18 protein-coding genes are annotated in these 24,185 nt (G+C 21.7%); 7 read left to right on the top strand and 11 right to left on the bottom strand.

Going from position 1 to position 24,185, the window contains the following annotated elements; genetic code table 11:
• Window positions 1-18 precede the first annotated feature (18 nt).
• Window positions 19-783 (top strand): triose-phosphate isomerase, encoded by a 765-nt coding sequence (tpiA, locus tag D9V80_RS01180; protein WP_158353425.1) that lies wholly within the window; start codon window positions 19-21, stop codon window positions 781-783.
• Window positions 784-929: 146 nt separating this feature from the next.
• Here the strand turns inward: tpiA and pfkA are convergent, their stop codons facing one another.
• From pfkA to D9V80_RS01155, 5 genes are all read right to left on the bottom strand, one after another.
• Window positions 930-1,892 carry a 6-phosphofructokinase gene (gene pfkA / locus D9V80_RS01175; RefSeq protein WP_158353423.1) on the bottom strand — a complete coding sequence of 321 codons (963 nt, stop codon included), beginning with the start codon at window positions 1,890-1,892 and terminating at the stop codon, window positions 930-932.
• Between the two features lie 62 nt (window positions 1,893-1,954).
• Complete coding sequence (gene gpmA / locus D9V80_RS01170) at window positions 1,955-2,647, bottom strand: 2,3-diphosphoglycerate-dependent phosphoglycerate mutase (RefSeq protein ID WP_158353421.1); 693 nt, start codon at window positions 2,645-2,647, stop codon at window positions 1,955-1,957.
• Between the two features lie 620 nt (window positions 2,648-3,267).
• Window positions 3,268-4,485 (bottom strand): dihydrolipoyllysine-residue succinyltransferase, encoded by a 1,218-nt coding sequence (gene sucB / locus D9V80_RS01165; protein ID WP_158353419.1) that lies wholly within the window; start codon window positions 4,483-4,485, stop codon window positions 3,268-3,270.
• A 2-nt stretch (window positions 4,486-4,487) separates the two neighbouring features.
• Window positions 4,488-7,208, bottom strand: a complete 2,721-nt coding sequence (locus D9V80_RS01160) for a 2-oxoglutarate dehydrogenase E1 component (protein WP_158353417.1) — start codon at window positions 7,206-7,208, stop codon at window positions 4,488-4,490.
• 117 nt (window positions 7,209-7,325) lie between these two features.
• Entirely contained in the window at window positions 7,326-8,069 is a 744-nt protein-coding gene (locus D9V80_RS01155) for a Nif3-like dinuclear metal center hexameric protein (RefSeq protein ID WP_158353415.1), read from the bottom strand.
• Between the two features lie 1,456 nt (window positions 8,070-9,525).
• On the opposite strand from D9V80_RS01155, the gene fldA reads away from it, so the two are divergent.
• A complete protein-coding gene (gene fldA / locus D9V80_RS01150) occupies window positions 9,526-10,035 on the top strand; it encodes a flavodoxin FldA (protein WP_158353413.1) in 510 nt (169 codons plus the stop codon).
• A gap of 136 nt (window positions 10,036-10,171) precedes the next feature.
• Here the strand turns inward: fldA and gap are convergent, their stop codons facing one another.
• The gene (gene gap, locus D9V80_RS01145) at window positions 10,172-11,173 is read right to left on the bottom strand and encodes a type I glyceraldehyde-3-phosphate dehydrogenase (RefSeq protein WP_158353411.1); all 1,002 of its coding nucleotides are present in this window, start codon (window positions 11,171-11,173) and stop codon (window positions 10,172-10,174) included.
• 419 nt (window positions 11,174-11,592) lie between these two features.
• Here gap and D9V80_RS01140 point away from each other — a divergent pair, with 419 nt between their 5' ends.
• Together D9V80_RS01140 and D9V80_RS01135 are read left to right on the top strand one after the other, a co-directional pair.
• Window positions 11,593-13,671 carry a DEAD/DEAH box helicase gene (locus tag D9V80_RS01140; RefSeq protein WP_158353409.1) on the top strand — a complete coding sequence of 693 codons (2,079 nt, stop codon included), beginning with the start codon at window positions 11,593-11,595 and terminating at the stop codon, window positions 13,669-13,671.
• Between the two features lie 52 nt (window positions 13,672-13,723).
• Entirely contained in the window at window positions 13,724-14,713 is a 990-nt protein-coding gene (locus D9V80_RS01135) for a beta-propeller fold lactonase family protein (RefSeq protein WP_158353407.1), read from the top strand.
• A 21-nt stretch (window positions 14,714-14,734) separates the two neighbouring features.
• Here the strand turns inward: D9V80_RS01135 and bioA are convergent, their stop codons facing one another.
• Window positions 14,735-16,024, bottom strand: coding sequence for an adenosylmethionine--8-amino-7-oxononanoate transaminase (gene bioA / locus D9V80_RS01130; protein ID WP_158353405.1), 1,290 nt, complete (start codon window positions 16,022-16,024; stop codon window positions 14,735-14,737).
• Between the two features lie 74 nt (window positions 16,025-16,098).
• On the opposite strand from bioA, the gene bioB reads away from it, so the two are divergent.
• Both bioB and bioD read left to right on the top strand, forming a co-directional pair.
• Entirely contained in the window at window positions 16,099-17,124 is a 1,026-nt protein-coding gene (gene bioB, locus D9V80_RS01125) for a biotin synthase BioB (RefSeq protein ID WP_158353403.1), read from the top strand.
• Between the two features lie 165 nt (window positions 17,125-17,289).
• Window positions 17,290-17,988 carry a dethiobiotin synthase gene (gene bioD / locus D9V80_RS01120; RefSeq protein WP_187306508.1) on the top strand — a complete coding sequence of 233 codons (699 nt, stop codon included), beginning with the start codon at window positions 17,290-17,292 and terminating at the stop codon, window positions 17,986-17,988.
• Between the two features lie 69 nt (window positions 17,989-18,057).
• On the opposite strand, the gene glyA is transcribed toward bioD, so the two are convergent.
• The 3 genes from glyA to rlmN form a co-directional block, all read right to left on the bottom strand.
• A complete protein-coding gene (gene glyA / locus D9V80_RS01115; RefSeq protein ID WP_158353399.1) occupies window positions 18,058-19,314 on the bottom strand; it encodes a serine hydroxymethyltransferase in 1,257 nt (418 codons plus the stop codon).
• 106 nt (window positions 19,315-19,420) lie between these two features.
• Window positions 19,421-20,701, bottom strand: a complete 1,281-nt coding sequence (gene hisS, locus D9V80_RS01110; protein ID WP_187306507.1) for a histidine--tRNA ligase — start codon at window positions 20,699-20,701, stop codon at window positions 19,421-19,423.
• Between the two features lie 141 nt (window positions 20,702-20,842).
• Entirely contained in the window at window positions 20,843-21,913 is a 1,071-nt protein-coding gene (rlmN, locus tag D9V80_RS01105) for a 23S rRNA (adenine(2503)-C(2))-methyltransferase RlmN (RefSeq protein WP_261978569.1), read from the bottom strand.
• Window positions 21,914-22,027: 114 nt separating this feature from the next.
• Between rlmN and D9V80_RS01100 the strand changes: the two genes are divergently transcribed.
• Window positions 22,028-22,825 carry an inositol monophosphatase family protein gene (locus D9V80_RS01100; protein ID WP_187306506.1) on the top strand — a complete coding sequence of 266 codons (798 nt, stop codon included), beginning with the start codon at window positions 22,028-22,030 and terminating at the stop codon, window positions 22,823-22,825.
• A 263-nt stretch (window positions 22,826-23,088) separates the two neighbouring features.
• Here D9V80_RS01100 and sohB read toward each other — a convergent pair whose 3' ends face one another.
• A complete protein-coding gene (sohB, locus tag D9V80_RS01095) occupies window positions 23,089-24,129 on the bottom strand; it encodes a protease SohB (protein ID WP_158353391.1) in 1,041 nt (346 codons plus the stop codon).
• Between the last annotated feature and the right edge of the window lie 56 nt (window positions 24,130-24,185).

The following is a 24,185-nucleotide window of genomic DNA, read 5'->3' as shown; positions in this document are numbered from 1 at the left end:
AAAAGGAATATTAAAATCATGAAAAAAACAATAATTGCAAATTGGAAATTAAACGGAAATAAAAAAATAATTACTGATTTTTTGTTAAATGTACACAGACATTTAACTAAAACAGAGTTAAATTCTGTAAATATTGTTATTGCTTTTCCACAAATTTATTTATGTTTAGTTAAACATATAATAAATGATTTAGATTTAAATATTCATTTATGTTCACAAGATGTTAGTTACAATTCTATTGGAGCTTTTACTGGAGAAGTTTCAATACATATGCTAAAAGAAAATTTTGTAAAATATGTTATTGTGGGTCATTCTGAACGTAGAAATTTTCATAATGAAAATAATAATATTATTTTAAAAAAATTTATTAAAGTTAAAGAATCGGAATTAATTCCAATTTTATGTGTTGGAGAAAATTTAAAAGAAAAAGAAATGAAACAAACAGAATTAGTTTTAAAACAACAAATAACTAAAATTTTAGATGAATTAGGTAATACAGCATTTGACAATACAATTATTGCATATGAACCTGTTTGGGCTATTGGAACAGGAAAGTCTGCATCTATAGAAGAAGTTATTAATATTCATAAATTTATTAAAAAATATATTCAATATTATACAAATAATTCCATACAATCTTTATCTATTTATTATGGTGGATCAGTAAATGAAAAAAATATTAAAATGTTATCACAACAAAAAGATGTTGATGGATTATTAGTAGGTAACTCTTCTTTAAATAGTGAAATATTTATTAAAATGATCAAAAACATGATCTATTAAAAAAATAAAAAACAATTTTAATCATCAATAATATAAAAATAATTATATTGTTTTTATATCAAAAAAATAGAACATCAAATTTTACTTAAAATTGTTTAAAATTTTTTATAAAAAAAACTTGATCATTTAAAATATATTTTTTATATTTAATACAATTTTTGTGCAACTTTTAATAACTGATATTTAGAAGATTTTTCTATATTTGTTAAAGCATCTTGAATTTTGTAATGAATTAATTTTTCGTTTTTAATTCCAATACAATGTTGTTTATATCCTGATAATAGTAATTCAATAGAATAAGCTCCCATTCTGGATGCTAAAATACGATCATAAGCTACAGGACTACCTCCTCTTTGTAAATGTCCTAAAATTGTTGCTCTAGTTTCACGACCAGTTTTATTTTCAATATATTTTGCTAATTGAAAAGTATTACACATATACTCTGTAACAACTATAATTGCATGTTTTTTACCATTTTTTATGCCGCATTGTATTGTATCTAATAATTCTTGTTTGTTATATGGTAATTCTGGTAAAATTACAAATTCACATCCTCCTGCAATAGCGGCAGAAATAGTTAAATCACCACAATTTCTCCCCATTACTTCAATAATTGTAATTCTTTGGTGAGAAGAAGATGTATCTCTTAATCGATCAATTGCCTGTACAATGGTTTCTAATGCTGTACTATAACCGATAGTATAGTCTGTTCCTGAAATATCGTTATCAATTGTACTTGGTATACAAATACACGGAAAATTCATCTTTGTTAAACAAAGAGCTCCAGAATAAGAACCATCACCTCCTATAATAATAAGGGCATCAATATTTTTTTTTTTCATATTATTAATTGCTATTAATCTTTTTTTTTCATCTAAAAAACCTGAAAATCTTGCAGAACCTAAAAAAGTTCCACCTTTATTAATTATATCAGATACACTATATCTATCTAAAATCACCATTTTATCATTATATAATCCTAAGTATCCATCATAAATTCCATACATAACTAAACTTTCACTAATTCCAGATCGCACTACACCTCTTATAGCTGCATTCATTCCAGGAGCATCTCCTCCACTTGTTAATACTCCTATTGTTTTAATCATATTAATTCCTTTTAGTTATGTAAATTATTTTAATAAAAAATGTAAAGTTATTATATTACTTTTTATAAAGTATAATATTTTTTTGGTTGATAAGTAGAATCAAATTCATAAACAATAGGAACTCCAGTATTTAATTCTATTTTTTCAATTTCATTATCATTAATATTTGCTAAATATTTAATTAAAGATCTTAAAGAATTTCCATGTGCAACAATTAATATTTTTTTATCTTTTTTAATTTCAGGTAAAATTGTTGTATTCCAATACGTAACTACTCTTTTCATTGTGTCCTTTAAGCTTTCTGATGTTGGTATTAAACTTTTTGGAATATTATTGTATCGACAATCATTACCTGGAAAAAAAACATTTGTTTCTGATATTTTAGGAGGACATATGGTAAAACTACGACGCCATTGATGCATTTGCTCTGTTCCATATTTTAATTCTACTGCTTTTTTATTTAAACCTTCTAATATACCGTAATGTCTTTCATTTAATTTCCAATCTTTTTTTACTGGAATCCAAGAATGTTGTATATTTTTTAATATAATCCACAAACTATGAATAGCTCTTTTTAATACAGAAGTATAACTACAATCAAATTTAAAATTATGTTTTTTTAATAACATAGCAGCTTGTAATGCTTCTTGTTCCCCTTTTTGAGATAGATCAATGTCTCTCCAACCAGTAAACTGATTTTTTTGATTCCATAAACTTTCTCCATGTCGAATTAATATTAAATTTTGATGGGACATATATTTTTCCTTAAAAAAATATTTTTTATAAAAATGAATAGGAAGAATGATGATATTATCTATCTTAAATAACTTATATTTATTATATCATTCTTTTTAAGAATGCACTCTTTATAATATTCTTATAATTTTAATTATAATATATTTTATATATACAACAAGAAATATTTTTTATGTTAATAATTTTTATCATTACAAAAATATTATATTAATTAATAATTACACTATAAAAACATATAACAAAATTTTTACATATACATTGCAAATTATAAATATTTGATAAAATTAATTTTTAAAAACAATAAAAATAATCAATATATGTATATTTTTATACAAAAAATAAGAAAATAATAATTTTATTTTAATAATGTTTCATGAATAAAAAATAAAATTTAAATATCGTAGAAAAACAATAAATATTAATAATACTAAATATCATTCATATTTTTATGCATTTAATAAATTGATATAAATATATTAAATTTTTTTATTTTATTAAACACTTTAATAACTTTTTATATATAGATTAATATGTTGGTATATAAATAAACATTTATATACCAACATATTAATGTATTAAACAATAATTTTTTTTAAAAACTAAAATTATGAAAAAGTAACTAAATATTTAAACTTATTCGTGAATAATCTTCTAATATATTTTTAAACATTTTTAAAAAGCTAATCGCTTCTTTTCCATCTACTATTCTATGATCATAAGTTAAAGCAGCATACATCATAGGCATAATTTTTATCATGTTATTTATTACTACAGGACGTTTCTTAATAGTATGAATTCCCAAAATTGCAGATTGAGGGGGGTTAATAATAGGAGTGGAAAATAAAGAACCAAAAACCCCTCCATTACTGATAGTAAAATTTCCTCCGATTAATTCTTCAATTTTTAATTTTCCTTCATTTGCTTTAATAACAAAACTTTTTATTTTTTTTTCAATTTCGCTCATACTTAAATTATCAGTATTTTTTAAAATCGGAGTAATTAATCCTTTTTTAGTAGAAACTGCTATACTAATGTCAAAATATTTATAATAAATTATATCTTTTCCTTCAATGGAAGCATTAATTTCTGGAAATTGCTTTAAACATTCTGTTATTGCTTTAACATAAAATGACATAAATCCTAATTTTACTAAATTTTTTTCTTGAAAATCATTTTGATATTTTTCTCTTAATTGTATTATATGCTGCATATTGATTTCTTGAAAAGTAGTTAACATTACTGTGGAATTTTTACTTTGTAACAATCTTTCACAGATACTTTGACGCATAGGAGACATAGGTATACGCTGAGTTTTTTTATCATTTTTCAAATTTTGTTGAGGTATATTTATTTGATTACAATTTTTAAACGATATGTTTTGTTTAGAATTTAATTGATTTCTAATATATTTTTCTACAATTGCACTTGTGATTTTTTTATCTTTACATATTTTTCGTAAATTTTTTATAGAAATATCATATGTATTAATTAAACGTCTTGCGCTCGGAGTAATACTTAATGTTAAGACTTGATTATTTTCTATTTTTTTGTGTTTTTGATGTCTTATAAGAGCTACATCGTGTATAGTATTTGTTTCAACATTTAATAATCCTAATATATCTTTTGATACTACTGTTGCTCCTGCAGGTTTTATAATTTTATATAAAATTCCATCTTGAGGAGCTGGAATTTCTAAAATAACTTTATCTGTTTCTAAATCTAATAGAATATCATTATATTTTATTTTATCTCCAACTTTTTTATACCATGTTGAAACAGTTGCATTAATAACAGATTCAGGTAAAACAGGAGAGTAAATTTCTATTTTTTTACTCATTATCAATCCTTTTTCTTAATTATATGAATTGCTTCATTAATAATAGATAATTGTTCTTTTTCATGAATGTTGAAATATCCTGTTGCAGTAGAAGCTGATTCAATTCTTCCAATATATTGAATTGTTTTTGAAACACATAAACGATTTAATATATTATTAAAATGTATTGAAATATATGACCACGCTCCTTGGTTTTTAGGTTCTTCTTGGCACCATATTATTTCACAATTAATATGATATTTTTTTATACATATTTCAATTTCCTTTTCAGGAAAAGGATATAATCGTTCAATTCTAATTATAGATATATATTTATTTTCTTTGTTAGCATTCATTAATTCGTAATAAATTTTTCCACAACAAAAAATTAATCTTATAACATTTTTAATGTTATTATCTTGCATTTCAGGGATAATATTTAAAAAAGTATTTTTTAATAAATCATCTATTTTTGAATATGTTGAGATGTTTCTTAACATAGATTTAGGAGTCATTACTATCACAGGATTCATATTTTTTTTAAATATTTGTTTATAAATTATATGAAAAATTTGTGAAGCAGTAGTTGGAATACATAATTCTATATTAGAATTAGCACATAATTGTAAAAATCTTTCAACTCTTGCAGAAGAATGCTCAGGACCTTGTCCTTCATAACCATGTGGTAAAAGCATAATTAAATTACTTACTTCCCCCCATTTATCAACCCCACTTACAATAAATTGATCAATAATATTCTGAGCACCATTAACAAAATCTCCAAATTGAGCTTCCCAAATAGTTAAAGTATGATTTTGATTAGAGCTATAACCATATTCAAAACCTAAAACGGATTCTTCTGATAAAACAGAATTATTAGAATAAAATTTCCCTGAAACATTTTTAATATTGTTTAAAGGAGTATAAATAGAACCATTTAATTGATCATGAATATCAATATGACGATGAAAAAATGTCCCGCGATTAATATCTTGACCAGATAATCGACATGATATACCTGAATATAATAATGTTGCATATGCTAAAATTTCTGCTAAAGCCCAATCTATATAATTTTTTTTAATTAAAGAATATCTATGTTGAATTATTTTTTTGACTAAAGGGTGAATATGAATATTGGAAGGTATAGTATTTGCTGAAATTAATAAATTTTTTAAAATCTGTATATTAATTTTTTTTTGGAATTTTTGATTTAATTTATATTTTTCTAATAAATTTTTCGAAAAATTATTTATATTATTATTTTGAATTTTTTTTTGTATATTATCAAAATATTTTTTTTGTTCTTGTTCTAAAAAATTTGTTGTAATAATATTATCACACATTAATTTATTGCTATAAATTATACTTACAGAAGGATGTGCTTTAATTTTTTTATACATCATAGGTTGAGTAACTGTAGGTTCATCTGTTTCATTATGTCCATTTCTACGATAAGAAATTAAATCTATAAATACATCTTTTTTAAATTTGAGACGAAACATTAAAGCAGTTTGTATAATAAATATAACAGATTCTACATCATCAGCATTTACATGAAATATTGGTGCGTAAATCATTTTTGCAATATCGGTACAATATTTTGTAGATCTTAATTCATTACATTTGGATGTTGTAAACCCAATTTGATTATTTAAGATAATGTGTATAATACCACCTACTCCAAAAGATTTAGTTTGTGACATATTTAAAGATTCTTGAACTACACCTTGACCAGTAATTGCTGCATCTCCATGAATAATAATAGGTAAAATATTATTCGTATCATGATAATTTTTTTTTTCAAGATGTGATTTGACTGTACCTAGTAGAACTGGATAAATTAATTCTAAATGAGAAGGATTATGTTTTAATATAATAGAAATGCTATTTTTATAATTTAAAAAAATTTTTCTTATATAACCTAAATGATATTTCACATCTCCACTAAAAGTGCTATTACAATTTTTTCCAGAAAATTCTGCAATAATATTTAATATATTTTTTTTAAACACATTTGACAAAACATTTAAACGACCTCTATGAGACATTCCTATTGCAATTTCTTTTATATTATTTTTTTTAGAAAATGTAATAACATATTGTAATAAAGGAATTAAAACATCACACCCCTCTAAAGAAAAACGTTTAGCACCAGGAAATTGAGAATTTAAATATTTTTCGAAACTTTCTGCTTTAATTATTTGTTGTAAAAATCTTTTTTTTTCTGACAAACTAAAAAAATTTTTTAAAGGATTTTTTTCAAAACGTTCACAAATCCATTGAATTTCTTGTTCATTATTAATATGTAAAAATTCTACTCCTATATTAGAACAGTAAATTTTTTTTAAAATATCTAATGGTTTTTTTAATATAGGATAAGCAGAACGAAAATTTAAAAAAAAATTTTTTAATATCTTTTCGTTAAAATTTAATGGAATATTATTATCACAATATTTAAGATCAATATCTTTTTGTTTTACACTATTATGTAAAGGGTTTATATTGGAATAATTATGACCATAAAAACGAAAAAAATTAATTATATTTAACCAATCTTGTTCCAAAAAAATTTTTTTTTCTTTCATAAAAATATGTTTTGTATTTTTAATATGATCACAATCATTTATTTTTTTTTTATTAACATCTATAATATATTTAGAATAATATTCTTCTAAATATTTTAAATTATGATGACATAAACAAGAAGAATTTTTCCAAAAAGTAATATTTTGAGTAGTCATGCTTATCTCTTTATTTAATATATATATATTGCATATTTTTGAAAGTTTTATAATTCAAGTTGATTTTTTAGAAATACATATATATTTTTTAAATAAAATTGTGAAATATATTATCAACTAAATTGGATTAAAAATATTTATAAAATTTACATTAAGATTATATTTTTTTTTAATCCATGATCCTAAATATTGAATTCCTGCACATTCTGTAGCATGATGTCCTGCAGAAAAAAAGTGCATGTTATTTTCTTTTGCAATATGTACAGTTTCTTCTGATACTTCTCCTGTTAAAAAAGCATCCATTTTAGAGTTAGCTGCTATATTAATAAAATTTTGACCTTTACCTGAACACCAAGCAATTGTTTTAATTTTTTTATTATATTGTCCACCACAATGAAAAGGTATTCTACCAAATACTTTTGTTATTTTTTGTTTTAGATCACAAGCTAAAATTGGTATATCAAATTTTCCCCATAATACATATGGAGCAATTTTACCAAAAATTTTTATTTGTAATTGTTTAGCGATTTGAACATTATTACCTAATGTTTTATGATCATCTAGGGGAAGATGCCAACAATATAAATTAATATCGTTAGATAAAATAGTTTTTAAACGATTACGTTTAATACCTTTAATAATATTGTCTTCATTTTTCCAAAAATATCCATGATGTACTATTATTGCATCATATTTTTCTAATACAGCTATATCTAAAACTGCTTGACAAGCTGTGACTGCACACAATATTTTTTGTATTTCACTTTTTCCTTCTATTTGTAGTCCATTAGGAACTACATCTTGAAAAATATTACTATTCAACTTTTCATTAATTAATGATTCTAATAAAAAATTATTCATACAGTATTATTGACATTCCTTTTTTTTTAAAATTTTTATATATGTTTGATTATATAAAATAGTTGTGCGATAAATAAAAAATAACTATATCTATACTACAGTTAGAATAACTTATTTCTGTCAAAATATCATCATTCTATAAATATGGATTCATATAACATTTTTTTTTAAAATAATTTGCATTTTATTTAAATATTATAAAATAAAAAATCTATAAGAATTACATAATTTTATTCATGAATAATTTTATCTGTTATTAAAAATATTACATTATTAATATATTAATAATGTAATATTTATTTCATTTTTTATTATCTTCATTTAAAAAAAATAATATTTCTTTATATTTAGACAATATAATATCTTTGTTTTTGTTTCAATAACTAATAAATTTGTTATTAAAAAATTAATAAATAAAAAATTTTAAATTAATAAACAATAATATTTATTTTTTTCATTAAATTATTTCTCTTATAATTATAAGAATACTAGTAAAGTTATTTTTACCAACGTTTCAATAATGGTTATCATTCTATTTTAATAGAACTATTTTGTAAAAAAATTTTTTTGTACTTAAAAATATATTCACTATCATTAAATTGTCATAACATTTTTGTTTTTAATTAACTGGGTAAAATAAATTATTTTTTATATATTCCAAAATCTAATAAATATTTCTTTTAAAATAAATAAATATGATATATGTAAAAATTGTTACTAATATTTTAATAAGAGATCAATAAGTATCCACTTCTAATTTTAATAAAAATGTCTTTTCTTTTTTAAAGTGTTTATTGTTTAAATATATATTTTTTAACACAAATATTTTTTTTACACTTTTAAACTGAGTTTTATAAAATAATTATTATTGTAAATAATATTTATAAAAAAAATTTTTTATTCCAAAAAAATTTTTTTTATAAACAATTTTATATTTTACTTAATATCTTATACAATTTATCTATAAAATTTGTTTAACTTTTTTATTAAAAATTTTTTTTATAAATTTTAATATTATATTGTTTTATATTTATGTAATTAATATTTAATATTATAATATACATAATTTATTTTTTTTTGTTTATTAAATATGATTAAATAATAATGTTTTAATAAATTTATTAACAAATGAAAAATAATAAAAAATTGATCTATACAATATTTTTCAACCTTTAGTTATAATATAAATAATAAAATTTATTTTTTTGATTAAATAAATAATTCAATATAAATATTTTTTAACAATATGTAATCAAAATATATAAAATCAATTTTATACATATTTTGATAAAAATTCATAATATGAATTTTTATCAAAAAATTCTTCAACATATTATATGAATTAAAATATATATCACTTTTTTTAAATTCAGTGTTGTAATGAAATTAATATATTTATGGTGTTGTATATATTAAAAATATTTATTTTTAATAAATAAAGTATTAAGGAATAAATATGAAAAAAATAGGAATTTTTTTTGGTACTGATACCGGAAATACAGAAAATATTGCAAATATAATTAAAAAAAAATTAAGTAATTATGACATAAAAATTTTTGATATTTCAAATGCTACAATTAAAGATATAGAGCAATATCAAAATATTATTTTTGGTATTCCGACTTGGTATTATGGAGAAATACAGTGTGATTGGAATGATTTTATACCTAATTTAAAAAAAATAAATTTTAAAGGAAAAAAAATTGCTCTTTTTGGATGTGGTGATCAAGAAGATTATTCTGAATATTTTTGTGATGCTTTATATTATATTTATAAAATAATCAAAAAAAGAAAAGGAGAATGTGTTGGAAAATGGTCTACTTCTGGATATAATTTTACTGCTTCTAAATCATTATTAAATGAAAAATATTTTTTAGGACTAATTATAGATGAAGATAGACAACCAGAGCAAACATTAAAACGCGTTAATAAATGGGTTGAACAAATTATTGTAGAATTTAGATAAGAAATTAAATAATGTATTAATCATTATTTAATTTCTTATCTAAATAAATAATTAAATTATTAAAACAGTATTATAATAAAATTTTTACTGTTTTAATAATTATTAAATTGTATTAATAGATAAATAAACTAAAAAATTATTGTTCTTTATATACTAAACATACTAAATCTAATACTTTACTAGAATATCCTGTTTCATTATCATACCATGCAATCAATTTAGTAAAATTTTTATTTAGTGATAAACCTGCTTTTGCATCAAAAATAGAAGTTAGATAATTACCATTAAAATCACTAGAAACAACTTCTTCATCAATATAACCAATAATACCTTTCATTGTATTTTGTGAGTATTGTTTTATAATATTACAAATTTCTAAATATGTAGTAGATTTTTTATATTTTACTGTTAAATCTACAACAGATACATTAGCAGTTGGTACTCTAAATGCTATTCCAGTTAATTTACCTTGTAATTCAGGAATAACTACACCAACTGCTTTAGCAGCACCAGTTGAAGAAGGAATAATATTTTGTAAAACACCTCTTCCTCCTCTCCAATCTTTATAAGAAGGCCCATCTACTACTTTTTGTGTAGCAGTAGCTGCATGTACTGTAGTCATTAATCCTTCAATTATATTAAAATTGTCATGAATAATTTTGGCTAATGGAGCTAAACAATTAGTTGTACATGAAGCATTAGAAACTATTTTTTCTCCTCGATACTGATGAAAATTTACTCCATTAACATACATCGGTGTATCATCTTTAGAGGGACCAGTTAAAACTACTTTTTTAGCCCCTGCTAACAAATGATCCTGTGCAGTATTTTTTGTTAAAAAAAACCCTGTTGCTTCCACTACCACATCAACATCTACTTCTTTCCAATTAATTTTTTTTATATCAGATTCTGAAGAAATTCTGATATTATTTTCACCAATTGTTAAAATATTATTATGAAATTTAATTTTTTTATTAAAAATTCCATGAGTAGAATCATATTTCAATAAATAAGCTATATAATCAATACTTAATAAATCATTAATAGCTACTATCTTTATATTTTTATGAGATTGAGCCAATCGAAATACCATTCTTCCGATTCTACCAAAACCATTAATTCCTACTTTAATTATCATAATTTACCTCTTTTTAATTATATATTATATCTTCAATTAAATGTTTTTCTAAATTTAATATGATCAAGTGAAAAAATTTTATATTTTTATATAACAACTTATATAGTTGTCATTATTAATATTTTATAAAAAAACAATCTTAATGAAATATGACATTTTATAAAAATATTTTTAATATATTATATCAAAATATATAAATTTTTTTATCAAAATTTAATATTTATAATATTATCTGAATAAGTTATAATATATTATTAAGTAATATTATAATCATACAAAATAATAAATTTTATACTTTATAAAATAATTTTTTTTACAAGATATTAACACATTATAATTGAAAAAAAAATTATTATAATTATTGTATTAAAAATAATTTTTAAAAAATTTAAATATATTTTAACAATACCATAATTAGAATGAATAATACAAAAAATTGCTTTTATATTGAAACATTAGATAAAATACAAAAAAATGATTTTTTAATACATTTAGAATATGGAATTGGTCAATATAAAGGATTAAAAAAAATTAATGTTAAAAATATCGAAAATGAATATTTAATTTTGTCATGTTTTAATAACATAGAATTATTTATTCCAGTTTATTCCATTCATTTATTACAAAAATATTCGTTTGATAATGCTATCAATCCAATATTAATTAAATTATTTAATAATAATTGGAAAAAAGAAAAACAAAAAATTGCAGATAAAATTTATGATACTGCGCTTATACTCTTAGATAATCAAGCAAAAAGAGCTTCTATAAGCGGATATTCATTTAAAAATGATGTATTAAAATACAAAAAATTTATAAAAAAATGTCCTTTTAAAATTACTACGGACCAAAATAATGTAATTAAATCTGTATTTGAAGATATGTCAAAAAATATACCCATGGATAGAATTATATGTGGAGATGTAGGATTAGGAAAAACAGAAATAGCTATTCGAGCTGCATTTTTATCTTTCATAAATAATAAACAAGTTGCAATTTTGGTACCAACTACGTTATTAACACAACAACATCTGTATATTTTTAAAGAACGTTTTTCTTCATTTAAATGTAAAATTGAACATTTATCTCGTTTAAATACAAAAAAAAAAGAAAAGCAAATTTTGTTACAAACACAAACAGGAAAAATTAATATATTAATAGGTACACATAAACTGTTATTTAATAAAGTTCAATGGAATAATTTAGGTTTATTAATTATTGATGAAGAACATCGATTTGGAGTTATGCATAAAGAATATTTAAAAAAAAATAACCAGAATATTGACGTATTAACATTAACAGCAACTCCTATACCTAGAACATTAAACATGGCTTTTTCAGGTGTACGTGATTTATCAATTATAAATACTCCACCAAAAAATCGATTACCTATTAAAACATTTGTAAAACAATACGACATAAATTTAATAAAAGAAATTATATTAAAAGAAATAGATAGAGGAGGACAAGTATATTATATTTTTAATAAAGTAAATAGCATTGAAAATAAAGTTTTGAAACTATCTAATTTATTACCTCAAATAAAAATTCATATGGGACATGGTCAAATGCATCCAAAAGAATTAAAAAATATTATGACTAATTTTTATGAAAAAAAATTTGATGTATTAGTTAGTACAACAATTATTGAAACTGGAATTGATATTCCTAATGTTAATTCAATTATTATTGAAGGAGCTGATCAATTTGGTTTATCTCAATTACATCAATTAAGAGGAAGAGTAGGAAGATCTAATTTTCAAGCTTACGCATGGTTGTTAATACATGATTTAAAAAAAATAAACATAAAAGCATATCAAAGAATATCAGCTATTTCAAGTTGTAACAGTTTAGGATCAGGTTTATCATTATCTAATCGTGATTTAGAAATACGAGGAATAGGAGAATTATTAGGGGAAGATCAAAGTGGGCATATAAAAACTATAGGTGTTTCTTTATATACACAATTGTTAAATAAAACAATATCAGAAATAAAAAAAAATAAAAATGTCAACAGTAGTTGTGTATTTCAATCTCCTCCGAAAATTGAATTAAATGTTCCATCCATTATTCCAAATAGTTATATTCACGATCCATATATAAGAATCTCTTTTTACAAAAAATTATGTTATTCTCATGAATTATCACAAATAGATCTCATTCAAAAAAAATTATTAACTGATTTCGGAAAAATTCCTAAAACTATAAAAAATTTAATAAAAATTAACAAAATTAGAATTATTGCAGAAATTACAGGTTTTAAAGAAATACAATCATATGAAAAAGGAGGTATTTTTATACTTCAAGATCAACATAATATTCAATTAAATAAATTTTTTAATATAATGAATAAAAATATTACTAAATGGAAAATTGATCATAATAATAATAAAAATCTTTTATTATTTGATCATAAAATAAATGATAATATTGAACGCATCAAATGGTTATTAAATTTGATGAAAGAAATTTTTTTAAATACTTTATTAAAAAAATAATAAAACTTTTATACATTATATATAATTTATTATTTAAAATTTGGAAATAATTATGTCAATATTTATTTATATTGCAGCACCAGGTACTGAAAGCATTTACATATTAAAATTATCACAAAAAAAATATTTAACTAAAATACAACAAATAAACACAGAAGGAGAACCTCAACCTATCTTATTATTACCTGAAAAAAACTTACTATATGTTGGAATCAGACCGAAAAATCGAATAGATACTTATTATATCGATAACGAAAAAAAAATATATAAAGTACATTCTATTCAATTAGAATATCCAATTAATCATATTTCTACAGATCAAACCAAAAATTTTTTATTTTGTAGTTCATATCATGGAAATTTAATATATTTAATTTCATTAAATCATTTTGGATATCCTGAACATATATTATTTACAATAAAAAATATATATGGATGTCATTTTTCTCAAGTTGATATAGAAAATAAAATACTTTTTTCAACAGCTTTAAAAGAAAATAAAATTTATATGCATAAAATATCTGAAATGATTGAAAATAATACAATAAATTTTAAAAAACATTTAATTATGGGAAAAAATTCAGGTCCCCGTCATTTATCATTTCATCCTACAAAAAAATACTTATATAGTATTAACGAATTTAACGGTACAGTAGATGTTATAAATATTCATAATATGGAAAATATAAACATCATACAAAATATTAATATGTTACCAATAGAATATACAGGAAAATTTTGGGGTGCAGATATTCATATTACTCAATGTGGTAAATTTTTATATGCTACAGATCGTAGTGCAAATATTCTTACTGTGTTTTCTGTTCACGAAGTATTTGGAACATTAAAAATTATTAATCATTATATTACTGAAAAACAACCTAGATCATTTCATATTGATCATAATGATCAATATCTATTTATTGTGGGACAACAATCTAATTCTTTAACTGTTTATCATATGAATGATAAAACAGGATTATTACATTTTTTAAATAATTTTTCAATTAACAATAATCCGTTATGGGTAACAACATATTAAAAATATAAAACAATTTATTATTTATTGAAAAAATTTTTTATAATCTAATGCTATTGTAATAGCGTCAGCTAATTTTTTTATTTCTAAATCTTTAATAATATATGCTGGGACAACATAAATTAAATTTTTAAATGGACGAATCCAAACACCATGATGTACAAAAAATTTTTGTATTTTTTCAATATTGATTTTTTTCTTACATTCAATTACACAAATTGCACCTAATACTCGAACATCTAATACTCTTTTATGTTCTTTTAAACAAGAAAAATAATATGTTAATTTCTTTTCTATAAAAGAAACTTGTTTTTTCCAATGATGTTCTTGTAGTATACTAATACTTTCTATTGCTACCGCACAAGCTAATGGATTTCCCATAAAAGTTGGTCCATGCATTAAACATTTTTCTTTTCCATTGCTAATTACTTCAGCAATTTTTTTTGTCGTAAGAGTAGCAGATAAGGTCATCATTCCTCCTGTTAAAGCTTTCCCAATACATAAAATATCTGGAATAATATTAGCATGTTCATAAGCAAATAATTTTCCAGTTCTTCCAAAACCAGTAGCAATTTCATCAATAATTAAAGGAATATCATATACTTGAGATAATTCTTTTACTTCTTTTAAGTATTGTGGATGATAAAAATGCATCCCTCCTACACCTTGTACAATAGGTTCTAATATTATTGCAATGATTTCAGTATGATATTTTTGTATTAATGTAAAAAATGAATATACATCTTTTTTATTCCATTTTTCAAAAAAATTAATTTTAGGAGATTCTGCAAATAAATTATTATGTATAATATTATGATTATATAAATTATGAAAAGAATTGTTAGGATCAGAAATAGACATAGCAAAAAATGTATCTCCATGATACCCTTTTTTTATTGTCAAAAAATATTTTTTTTTTATTCCTAAAGCTTTCCAATACTGTATTGCCATTTTCATAGATACTTCAATAGCTATAGAACCTGAATCTGCAAGAAAAACACATTCAAAGTTAAAATTTGTAATATTTAATAATTTTTTACATAATTTTATTGCTGGAATATGTGTAATACCTCCAAACATTACATGTGACATTTGATCAATTTGGTTCTTTAATGCATCATTTAAACGTTTATTATTATATCCATGTATAGCTGCCCACCAAGAAGACATTCCATCAAGAATTTTTTTATTGTATTCTAAAGTTAGATACATACCTTTTGCAGAAATAACAGGATAACATTTTGTTGGGTATAACATGGAAGAATAAGGATGCCAAATATGTTTTTTATCAAAATGTAGATCTATTTTTTTCATATATTTTTAATATTATTTATGAAAGAACATATTGTAAAATACAATTATTATACTAAAAAAAGAGAAATAAAAAAATGAAAAAATACTGGTCTTTGAAAGAAACTAATCAACTATTTAAAAAACCTTTTTTAGATTTATTATTTGAAGCTCAAACAATACATAGAAAAAATTTTCATCCATTAAAATTACAAATAAGTACATTATTATCTTTAAAAACAGGTGGTTGTCCAGAAGATTGTAAATATTGCCCTCAAAGTGCTAGATATAAAACTAATTTAAAAAATACAGAAAAAACTGCTAAACTTGGCATACAAGAAGTAATTTTATCTGCAAAAAAAGCTAAACAATCAGGAGCAGATCGATTTTGTATGGGAGCAGCATGGAAAAACCCAAAAGATCAAGATATTCCTTATTTAGTAGAAATTATTACAAAAATAAAAAAAATGGGTTTAGAAACATGTATGACTTTAGGAAGTTTAAATATAAATCAAGCACAACAGTTATCAGAAGCTGGATTGGATTTTTATAATCATAATCTAGATACTTCTCCTGAATTTTATAACAAAATTATCACTACAAGAACATATCAAGAAAGATTAGATACCTTATCAATTGTACGTCAATCTGGTATGAAAGTATGTTCTGGAGGAATTTTAGGAATGGGAGAAACATCAAACGATCGTCAACAATTACTTATGCAACTTGCTAATCTTGAACAACAACCAGAAAGCGTTCCTATTAACATGTTAGTTAAAACACCAGGATTACCTCTAGAACATGTTGAAGAAATAAATAATTTTGATTTTATTAAAACTATTGCTGCAGCAAGGATTATGATGCCTAAATCCTATGTCCGTTTATCAGCAGGTAGGCATCAAATGAGTGAAGAAATGCAAACAATGTGTTTTATGGCTGGTGTTAATTCAATTTTTTATGGATGTAAGTTACTTACAACACAAAATGTAGAAGCTAGTCAAGATATTAAATTTTTTAAAAAAATTGGTATTATTACTGATAATTTAAATATTAATGAAAAAAAAGAAAATGACATTAAATATGTATTACAACAAAATATTTATAAACAATACTATAATATATAGTAAAAAATAGTTGTTATATATACAATTGATTTTCATTAAATATTAAGTATGTATTGTATCGTTGTAAAAAAGATACAATACATATTAACATATAAAAATATATTAAATTTTTTACAAAAATTTTTTTTTAAAATTATCTTTAATACAAGACGAAAAAAAAATGATATGAAAAATAATTGGTTTATTACAGGAACAGATACAGAAGTAGGAAAAACAATTTTTTCTAGTATTTTGCTAAAAATTGGGACAAAAAATGGATATCGAACAGTAGGATATAAACCAATTTCTTCTAATATTATAGAAGAAAATAATATAAAAAAAACAGACATAGAATTAATGAAAAAAAATAGTTCCGTTTATTTTCCAAATAAAATTCTTAACCCTTTTAATTTTTATGAACCTTTTCCACCTCATTTTATTGTACAAAAACAAAACAAAAAAATTAATCCTGTAATTTTGTCAAAAAATTTAAATATTTTAAGAAAATATTGTAATTGGATAGTTATTGAAGGAGCTGGAGGATGGCATACTCCTATATCTAATGATTATTTATATTCAGATTGGGTAATTAAAGAAAAAATACCAGTAATTTTGGTTGTAGGATTAAAAATAGGTTGTATTAATCATGCAATATTAACTAGTAATACTATTATTGATAATAATGTACCTTTTTTTGGTTGGGTTTGTAATGATATTTTATCGACACAAAATTATAAAAAAGAATATTTATCTTGTTTAAAAAAACATATTGCTGCTCCCTTTTTAGGAAATATTCCATATGTGTCCTCTAAAAAACATTTTTATACAAACAAAATATTACAAATTTTTGATAAATCTATAAAAAATTTTGAAAATTATCATTAATATTTTTTAAAAAAAATGATGCTATGTTATATATATTATAACATAGCTAATACATTATTTATCCATATTTTATTTAATATATACAGGATATTGTTGACACAATTTTATTACTTCTTTTTTGATCATGTTAACTACTGTTTCATTATCTATGTTTTTTAATATTTTTATTATCCATTCTGATACTTGATAAGCGTCTAATTCTGTAAATCCTCTTCTTGTAATAGCTGGTGTACCAATACGGATTCCTGAAGTAACAAATGGACTTAATACGTCATATGGAATACTGTTTTTATTAACAGTAATATTTGCTTTTTGTAATACATGTTCTGCTTGTTTTCCAGTAATTTTTAAATTTGTTAAATTTATTACAAATAAATGATTATTAGTTCCATTTGAAACTAAATCAAAATTGTTCTCTATAAAATTTTTGGACATAATTTTTGCATTTAATAATATTTTTTTTTGATATTTATGAAAATCTATTTCCATAGCTTCTTTAAAAGCAACAGCCTTTGCGGCAATAACATGAACTAATGGACCACCTTGTGTACCCGGAAAAACAGAGGAATTAATTTTTTTATATAAACTTTCATCTTTTTCATTAGATAAAATAATACCGCCTCTTGGTCCAGACAATGTTTTATGAGTAGTACTAGTAACTATATGTGCATGTGAAAGAGGATTAGGATACAAATGAGCCACGATTAAACCAGCAATATGGGACATATCTACAAGTAGATAAGCATTAACACTATCTGCAATTTCACGCATTAATTTCCAATTTGCAAGACCAGAATAAGAAGAAAATCCTCCAATGATCATCTTCGGTTTATTTTTATAAGCTAAATATTCTATTTGTTGATAATCAATATCTCCTTTTTTATCTACCCCATAAAATATGGAATTATATATTTTACCAGAAAAATTTACTTTAGATCCATGTGTTAAATGTCCTCCATGTGATAAATTCATTCCTAAAATTAAGTCACCTGGTTTTAATAAAGCATTATATACTGCAAAATTAGCTTGAGAACCAGAATGAGGTTGAACATTAACATAATCTGCTTGAAATAATTTTTTTGCTCGTTGAATCGCAATATTTTCTATTAAATCAACATTTTGACATCCTCCATAATATCTTTTTTCAGGATATCCTTCTGCATATTTGTTAGTAAATTCTGATCCTTGTAATTCTAATATAAGTCGACTAGCATAATTTTCTGAGGCAATTAATTCAATATGTTCTTCTTGTCTTTTTTTTTCTAGTTGTAATATATCCCATATAGTTTTGTCATAATTTTTTAATAATATATTTGATTTTAACAATATATTCTCCTAAATATTTAAAATTTTCTTTGAAATTATTGTATAATTATTTTTATTAAAAATATTAAGTATAATATAAATGATATTATATATTTAATACAATCAATTAATATTTAAAAAAAAATGATAAATAATTAATAACTTGATCTATTGGAATATTTTTTTGAGTATGTTTGATTAAATTTTTAACTAATATACAATTATTCATTATTTCTTTTTTTCCAAAAATAAACATTAATTTTGAAAAAGAATTAACTGCATGTTTTATTTTTTTTGACAATTTTCTTGAACTAAAATCTATTTTTATTCTAATTTTTGAAAATTTTTTTCTAATCATTGCAGAAATTTTTAATACTGACAATTGAATAGAATTTTCCAAACAAATGATATAAATATCAACGGTATTATTTTTTTTATCAAAAATTTTGTGTTTATTTAATAATAATAATAATCTATCTAAACCAACGGCACAACCTAATGAAGGAGTATTTGTTCCTCCTAATTTACTCATTAAAAGATTATAACGACCACCGGCACAAATAGTATTTTGTGTATTGGCATCATTGATTGTCCATTCAAATACTAAATCATTATAATAATCTAATCCTCTAATTAAATTTTTGTTTACAATAAAAGGTATTTTCATTAATTTAAGTAAAATACAAATTTTTTTAAATTTCAAATGAGTATCTTGATGTAAAGAATCAAATAGTTTTGGAGCTTTAAAAAGTATGTTTTTTATTATAGGATTTTTGCTATCTAATAATCTTAAAGGATTTTTAAGTAAAGTCGTTTTCAATTCATGATCAAAAATAGATTCATATTTTCTAAAAAATAATAATATTTTTTTTTCGAATTCTTTTCTTTCTTCATAAGATCCTATAGAATTAATTTCTAAACTTAATAATTTATGTATTCCAAGTTTTTTCCACCATGTATAATTTATTGTCAACAATTCTAATTCTATTTCTTCCCCTGATATTCCAAATATTTCTGTTCCTAACTGATAAAATTGACGATATCTTCCTTTTTGAGGTCGCTCATAACGAAACATAGGACCAGAGTACCATAACCTTTGTTCTAAATTTTGTTTTAATAAATTATGTTGTATCACAGCTCTCACACAACTTATAGTTCCTTCTGGTCTTAAAGAAATTTTTTCATTACTTTTACTTTCAAAATTATACATTTCTTTTTCTAAAACATCTGTACTTGGACCTATTGTTCGATAAAATAAATCAGTTTTTTCTAATAACGGTAATTTAATTTCTTGAAAACAATAACTTTTGAGAATTGAAAGTAAAATATTTTCAATATTTCGAAATTTTTCCGCATCTTTAGGAAGATAATCGTGTATACCTCGAATAGATTGAATATTTATATTCATTATCATTCCTTATCTTAATTACAATTAATAATATTAATAAAAAGTTTAAATATACTTAAAATGATTAAATTCAAATAACACCATTATTGTTTATCATTAAAAATAAATATATCTATAAAAATAGATTAAAAAAATCTTTTTTTATTTTGTTTGAATATTTCCTTTTAATTGTCCACATGCAGCCTGAATATCTATTCCTCTATTTTTTCTTATAGTAACCAAACACTTTTTTTTTAATAAAAAGTTATAAAAAAGATTAATTTGAGATTGAGAACTACAATTCAAAGAAGATCCAGTTATATAATTATAAGGAATTAAATTAATTTTACTTTTTATATTAGATAAAATTTTTACTAATTGATATGCATGTATTAATGAATCATTAATATTATTTAACATTATATATTCAATTGTAATGCCACTTCGATTTGCTTTAGATTTTTGAATATATTTTTTTGCAGCAGATAATATATCTTTAATATTATATATATTATTTATAGGCATAATTTTACTTCTTAAATCATCATTCGGTGCATGTAAAGAAATTGCAAGATTTACATCAACTGTATTCATCAATTTTTTTATTGCAGGAACAATACCTACAGTAGATAATGTAATTTTTCTTTTTGAAAAACCTAAACATAATGGATGTTGCATAATTTTTATAGCTGTAACAACATTATTAAAATTTAATAATGGTTCCCCCATTCCCATTAATACAATATTTGTAATCAACATATTTTTTTTTTTTTTTTTTGTTTTATTAATAATATATTTTGCTAACCATATTTGTCCAATAATCTCAGATACTGTTAAATTTCTTTTAAAACCTTGTTTTCCAGTTAAACAAAATGTGCATTTTAAAACACATCCTACTTGTGTAGAAATACATAGAGTATTTCTATTTTTTTCAGGCATATAAACTGCTTCTACTAATTGTTTACCTACTAATACACCCCATTTTATAGATCCATCTAAAGAATGCTGTTCTTTTATAAATTTCAGTGGTATAATACACGCAAGCTTAACAAGCTTCAATCTTAATTCGATTGGTAAATTATGCATTTTTTCAAAACTAGTACAATTTTGATGATAAATCCATTTCATAATTTGATCTGCACGAAATTTTTTTTCTTGAATAGAAAGAAAAAATTGTCTCATATGATGTATATCATATTCAAATAAATTAATTTTATTTTGTATAATATCCATGACTTTTATTTCCATTATATGTTGAAATATTTTTTTAAATATTAAACACTAATTATAGTTCTAAAGAATAATATTTTTTATTGAATTAATTAAATAGTCATGAGGAAAGACATTATGCATCCTATGTTAAATATAGCAATTCGTATAGTACGAACAGTAGGTGTATCTATTCTTCAAGCATATGATTCTCAATCTTTTACACAAAATTATCAAAATAACAACAGTGATTCTGTTACTCATATTGTAATTCAATCAGAAAAAATTATGATTAAAATGATTAAAAAGTTTTACCCCAATCATAAAACAATATTAGTACTTGATAAAAAAAAAAAAATTGAAAATAATAAAGTTTATTGGATTATTAATCCAATAAGTGGTCAAAAAAATTTTGTTAAAAAAATACCACTTTTTTGTACTTCTATTAATATTTTAGTTAATAAAAAAATAGAAATATCAGTGATATATGATCCTCTACACAATGAATTATTTACTGCAGTAAGAGGACAGGGATCTAAATTAAATGGTTTTAGAACAAGATGTATACAACCTAAATCTATCAATAATACAATTTTTACAATTAATAATCATGATATTTTTAATCTTAATAAAAATAAATTATATCATAAATTAATAAATTTATTATATATAGATGGTATTACTTTCAGATGTACAGGATCATTAACATTAAATTTAGCTTATATTTCTGTTGGAAGAATTGATGGGTTAATTTATTGTCATATTCCTTTTTTTAAATTAATGACAGGAAAACTAAATATTATAGAATCAGGGGGATTACTTAATCATATTTCTCATAATAAAAATGAAAATATTAACTTAAATAATAATTTACATATTTTTATAGGAAGTTCCAAACTTATGCAAGATCTTTTAAAAAAAATAAAAACAATATGAAATGAAAAAAAATATTTGAAAAAAATTTTCAAAAAATTTTTCAAATATTTTTAATAAATTATTAAAAAAATTTTATGTAATAAAATTACATAACAAAAATATATCTTTGACAATTGTTAATATATAAAAAAATACAAATATTTTTATTTTTATTAATTTAAATTTTTAATAATAATTGTTTTATATTTTGTATATATTTTATAACAATTAAATAAATTTTAAAAAAATTTTTAAAAAATATTTTGATATATATCACATCAAATTTATACTTTTAAAAAAAATTTTAAAAAAAATTGATAGAAGTCATGAAATATACATAATATAATATTACTAATACGTTCAAAAAACATTTTTTTTTGAATTACGTATTGTATTTGTAATACATGAAAATTTTTCATTTTTATTTGAATAATATCGTCACTTGTATTAATACTATCTATAAATTTTTTTTTCAATGCTTGAGTACCAAACCAATGTTCTCCACTAGATATATCTTCAATTTTTAATTGAGGTCTCATATTTAATATAAATTGTTTAAATAAGTCATGAGTGTCTTGTAATATTTGACAAAATTTTTCTCTTCCTTTAGGTGTATTTTCACCAAACATAGTTAAAGTACGTTTGTATTCTCCTGAAAAATGAGATTCTACATCAATATTATTCTTCTTTAAAAATTTATAAAAATTTGGAAGTTGAGCACATACACCAATAGAACCAATTATAGAAAAAGAAGAAGCTGTTATATGATTTGCAACACAAGCCATCATATAACCACCACTAGTAGCAATTTTATCTACAGAAATAATAAGTTTTATATGAGCGTTTCGTAACCTTTGTAATTGAGCTGCTGCTAAACCATAACCATTTACTGTTCCACCTGGACTTTCTAATCTTAGTAAAACTTCATCATGATGTTGTGCTACAGATATAATTGCAGAAATTTCGTTTCTTAAAGATGTCACTTCTTCTGCATGAATACCGCCTTTAAAATCTAATACATATAATACTGGTTTTTGAAATTCTATATGTAATTTGGAATTATAAAAATAATGTATTATTTGTTTTATTTTTCTTTTAACAAAAGCAATAAAATTTTCTGAAGTTAAAAACATTTTTTTTTTGTTCTTTTTTTGTAAACTTTTTATTTCTTTTTTAATATTATTAAAATCATCACTTAATGAAGTAATAATCATTTTACCAGAATTGATTTTTTCTTTTTTTTGACATTTAAATAAACATATTAAAATAAAAAAAACTGTTAATATTTTAATTAAAAAAAAAACATAATTATAAATTAAGTGCATAAGTATTCCTTCTAGTAAAAATTTTTAATCATTATTTAAAATGACTAAATATCAAA

The sequence above is a fragment of the Buchnera aphidicola (Thelaxes californica) genome (assembly GCF_005080825.1).
Lineage (GTDB): Bacteria > Pseudomonadota > Gammaproteobacteria > Enterobacterales > Enterobacteriaceae > Buchnera_I > Buchnera_I aphidicola_V.
This window is presented reverse-complemented; position numbering and strand designations above follow the sequence as displayed.

What these genes read in the sequence shown, in the direction of transcription:
- tpiA (WP_158353425.1), top strand. Translation starts at nt 19, where the DNA reads ATGAAAAAAACAATAATTGCAAATTGGAAATTAAACGGAAATAAAAAA.
- pfkA (WP_158353423.1), bottom strand. Translation starts at nt 1,892, where the DNA reads ATGATTAAAACAATAGGAGTATTAACAAGTGGAGGAGATGCTCCTGGA.
- gpmA (WP_158353421.1), bottom strand. Translation starts at nt 2,647, where the DNA reads ATGTCCCATCAAAATTTAATATTAATTCGACATGGAGAAAGTTTATGG.
- sucB (WP_158353419.1), bottom strand. Translation starts at nt 4,485, where the DNA reads ATGAGTAAAAAAATAGAAATTTACTCTCCTGTTTTACCTGAATCTGTT.
- D9V80_RS01160 (WP_158353417.1), bottom strand. Translation starts at nt 7,208, where the DNA reads ATGACTACTCAAAATATTACTTTTTGGAAAAATTCTTCTTGTTTATGT.
- D9V80_RS01155 (WP_158353415.1), bottom strand. Translation starts at nt 8,069, where the DNA reads ATGAATAATTTTTTATTAGAATCATTAATTAATGAAAAGTTGAATAGT.
- fldA (WP_158353413.1), top strand. Translation starts at nt 9,526, where the DNA reads ATGAAAAAAATAGGAATTTTTTTTGGTACTGATACCGGAAATACAGAA.
- gap (WP_158353411.1), bottom strand. Translation starts at nt 11,173, where the DNA reads ATGATAATTAAAGTAGGAATTAATGGTTTTGGTAGAATCGGAAGAATG.
- D9V80_RS01140 (WP_158353409.1), top strand. Translation starts at nt 11,593, where the DNA reads ATGAATAATACAAAAAATTGCTTTTATATTGAAACATTAGATAAAATA.
- D9V80_RS01135 (WP_158353407.1), top strand. Translation starts at nt 13,724, where the DNA reads ATGTCAATATTTATTTATATTGCAGCACCAGGTACTGAAAGCATTTAC.
- bioA (WP_158353405.1), bottom strand. Translation starts at nt 16,024, where the DNA reads ATGAAAAAAATAGATCTACATTTTGATAAAAAACATATTTGGCATCCT.
- bioB (WP_158353403.1), top strand. Translation starts at nt 16,099, where the DNA reads ATGAAAAAATACTGGTCTTTGAAAGAAACTAATCAACTATTTAAAAAA.
- bioD (WP_187306508.1), top strand. Translation starts at nt 17,290, where the DNA reads ATGAAAAATAATTGGTTTATTACAGGAACAGATACAGAAGTAGGAAAA.
- hisS (WP_187306507.1), bottom strand. Translation starts at nt 20,701, where the DNA reads ATGAATATAAATATTCAATCTATTCGAGGTATACACGATTATCTTCCT.
- rlmN (WP_261978569.1), bottom strand. Translation starts at nt 21,913, where the DNA reads ATGGATATTATACAAAATAAAATTAATTTATTTGAATATGATATACAT.
- D9V80_RS01100 (WP_187306506.1), top strand. Translation starts at nt 22,028, where the DNA reads ATGCATCCTATGTTAAATATAGCAATTCGTATAGTACGAACAGTAGGT.
- sohB (WP_158353391.1), bottom strand. Translation starts at nt 24,129, where the DNA reads ATGCACTTAATTTATAATTATGTTTTTTTTTTAATTAAAATATTAACA.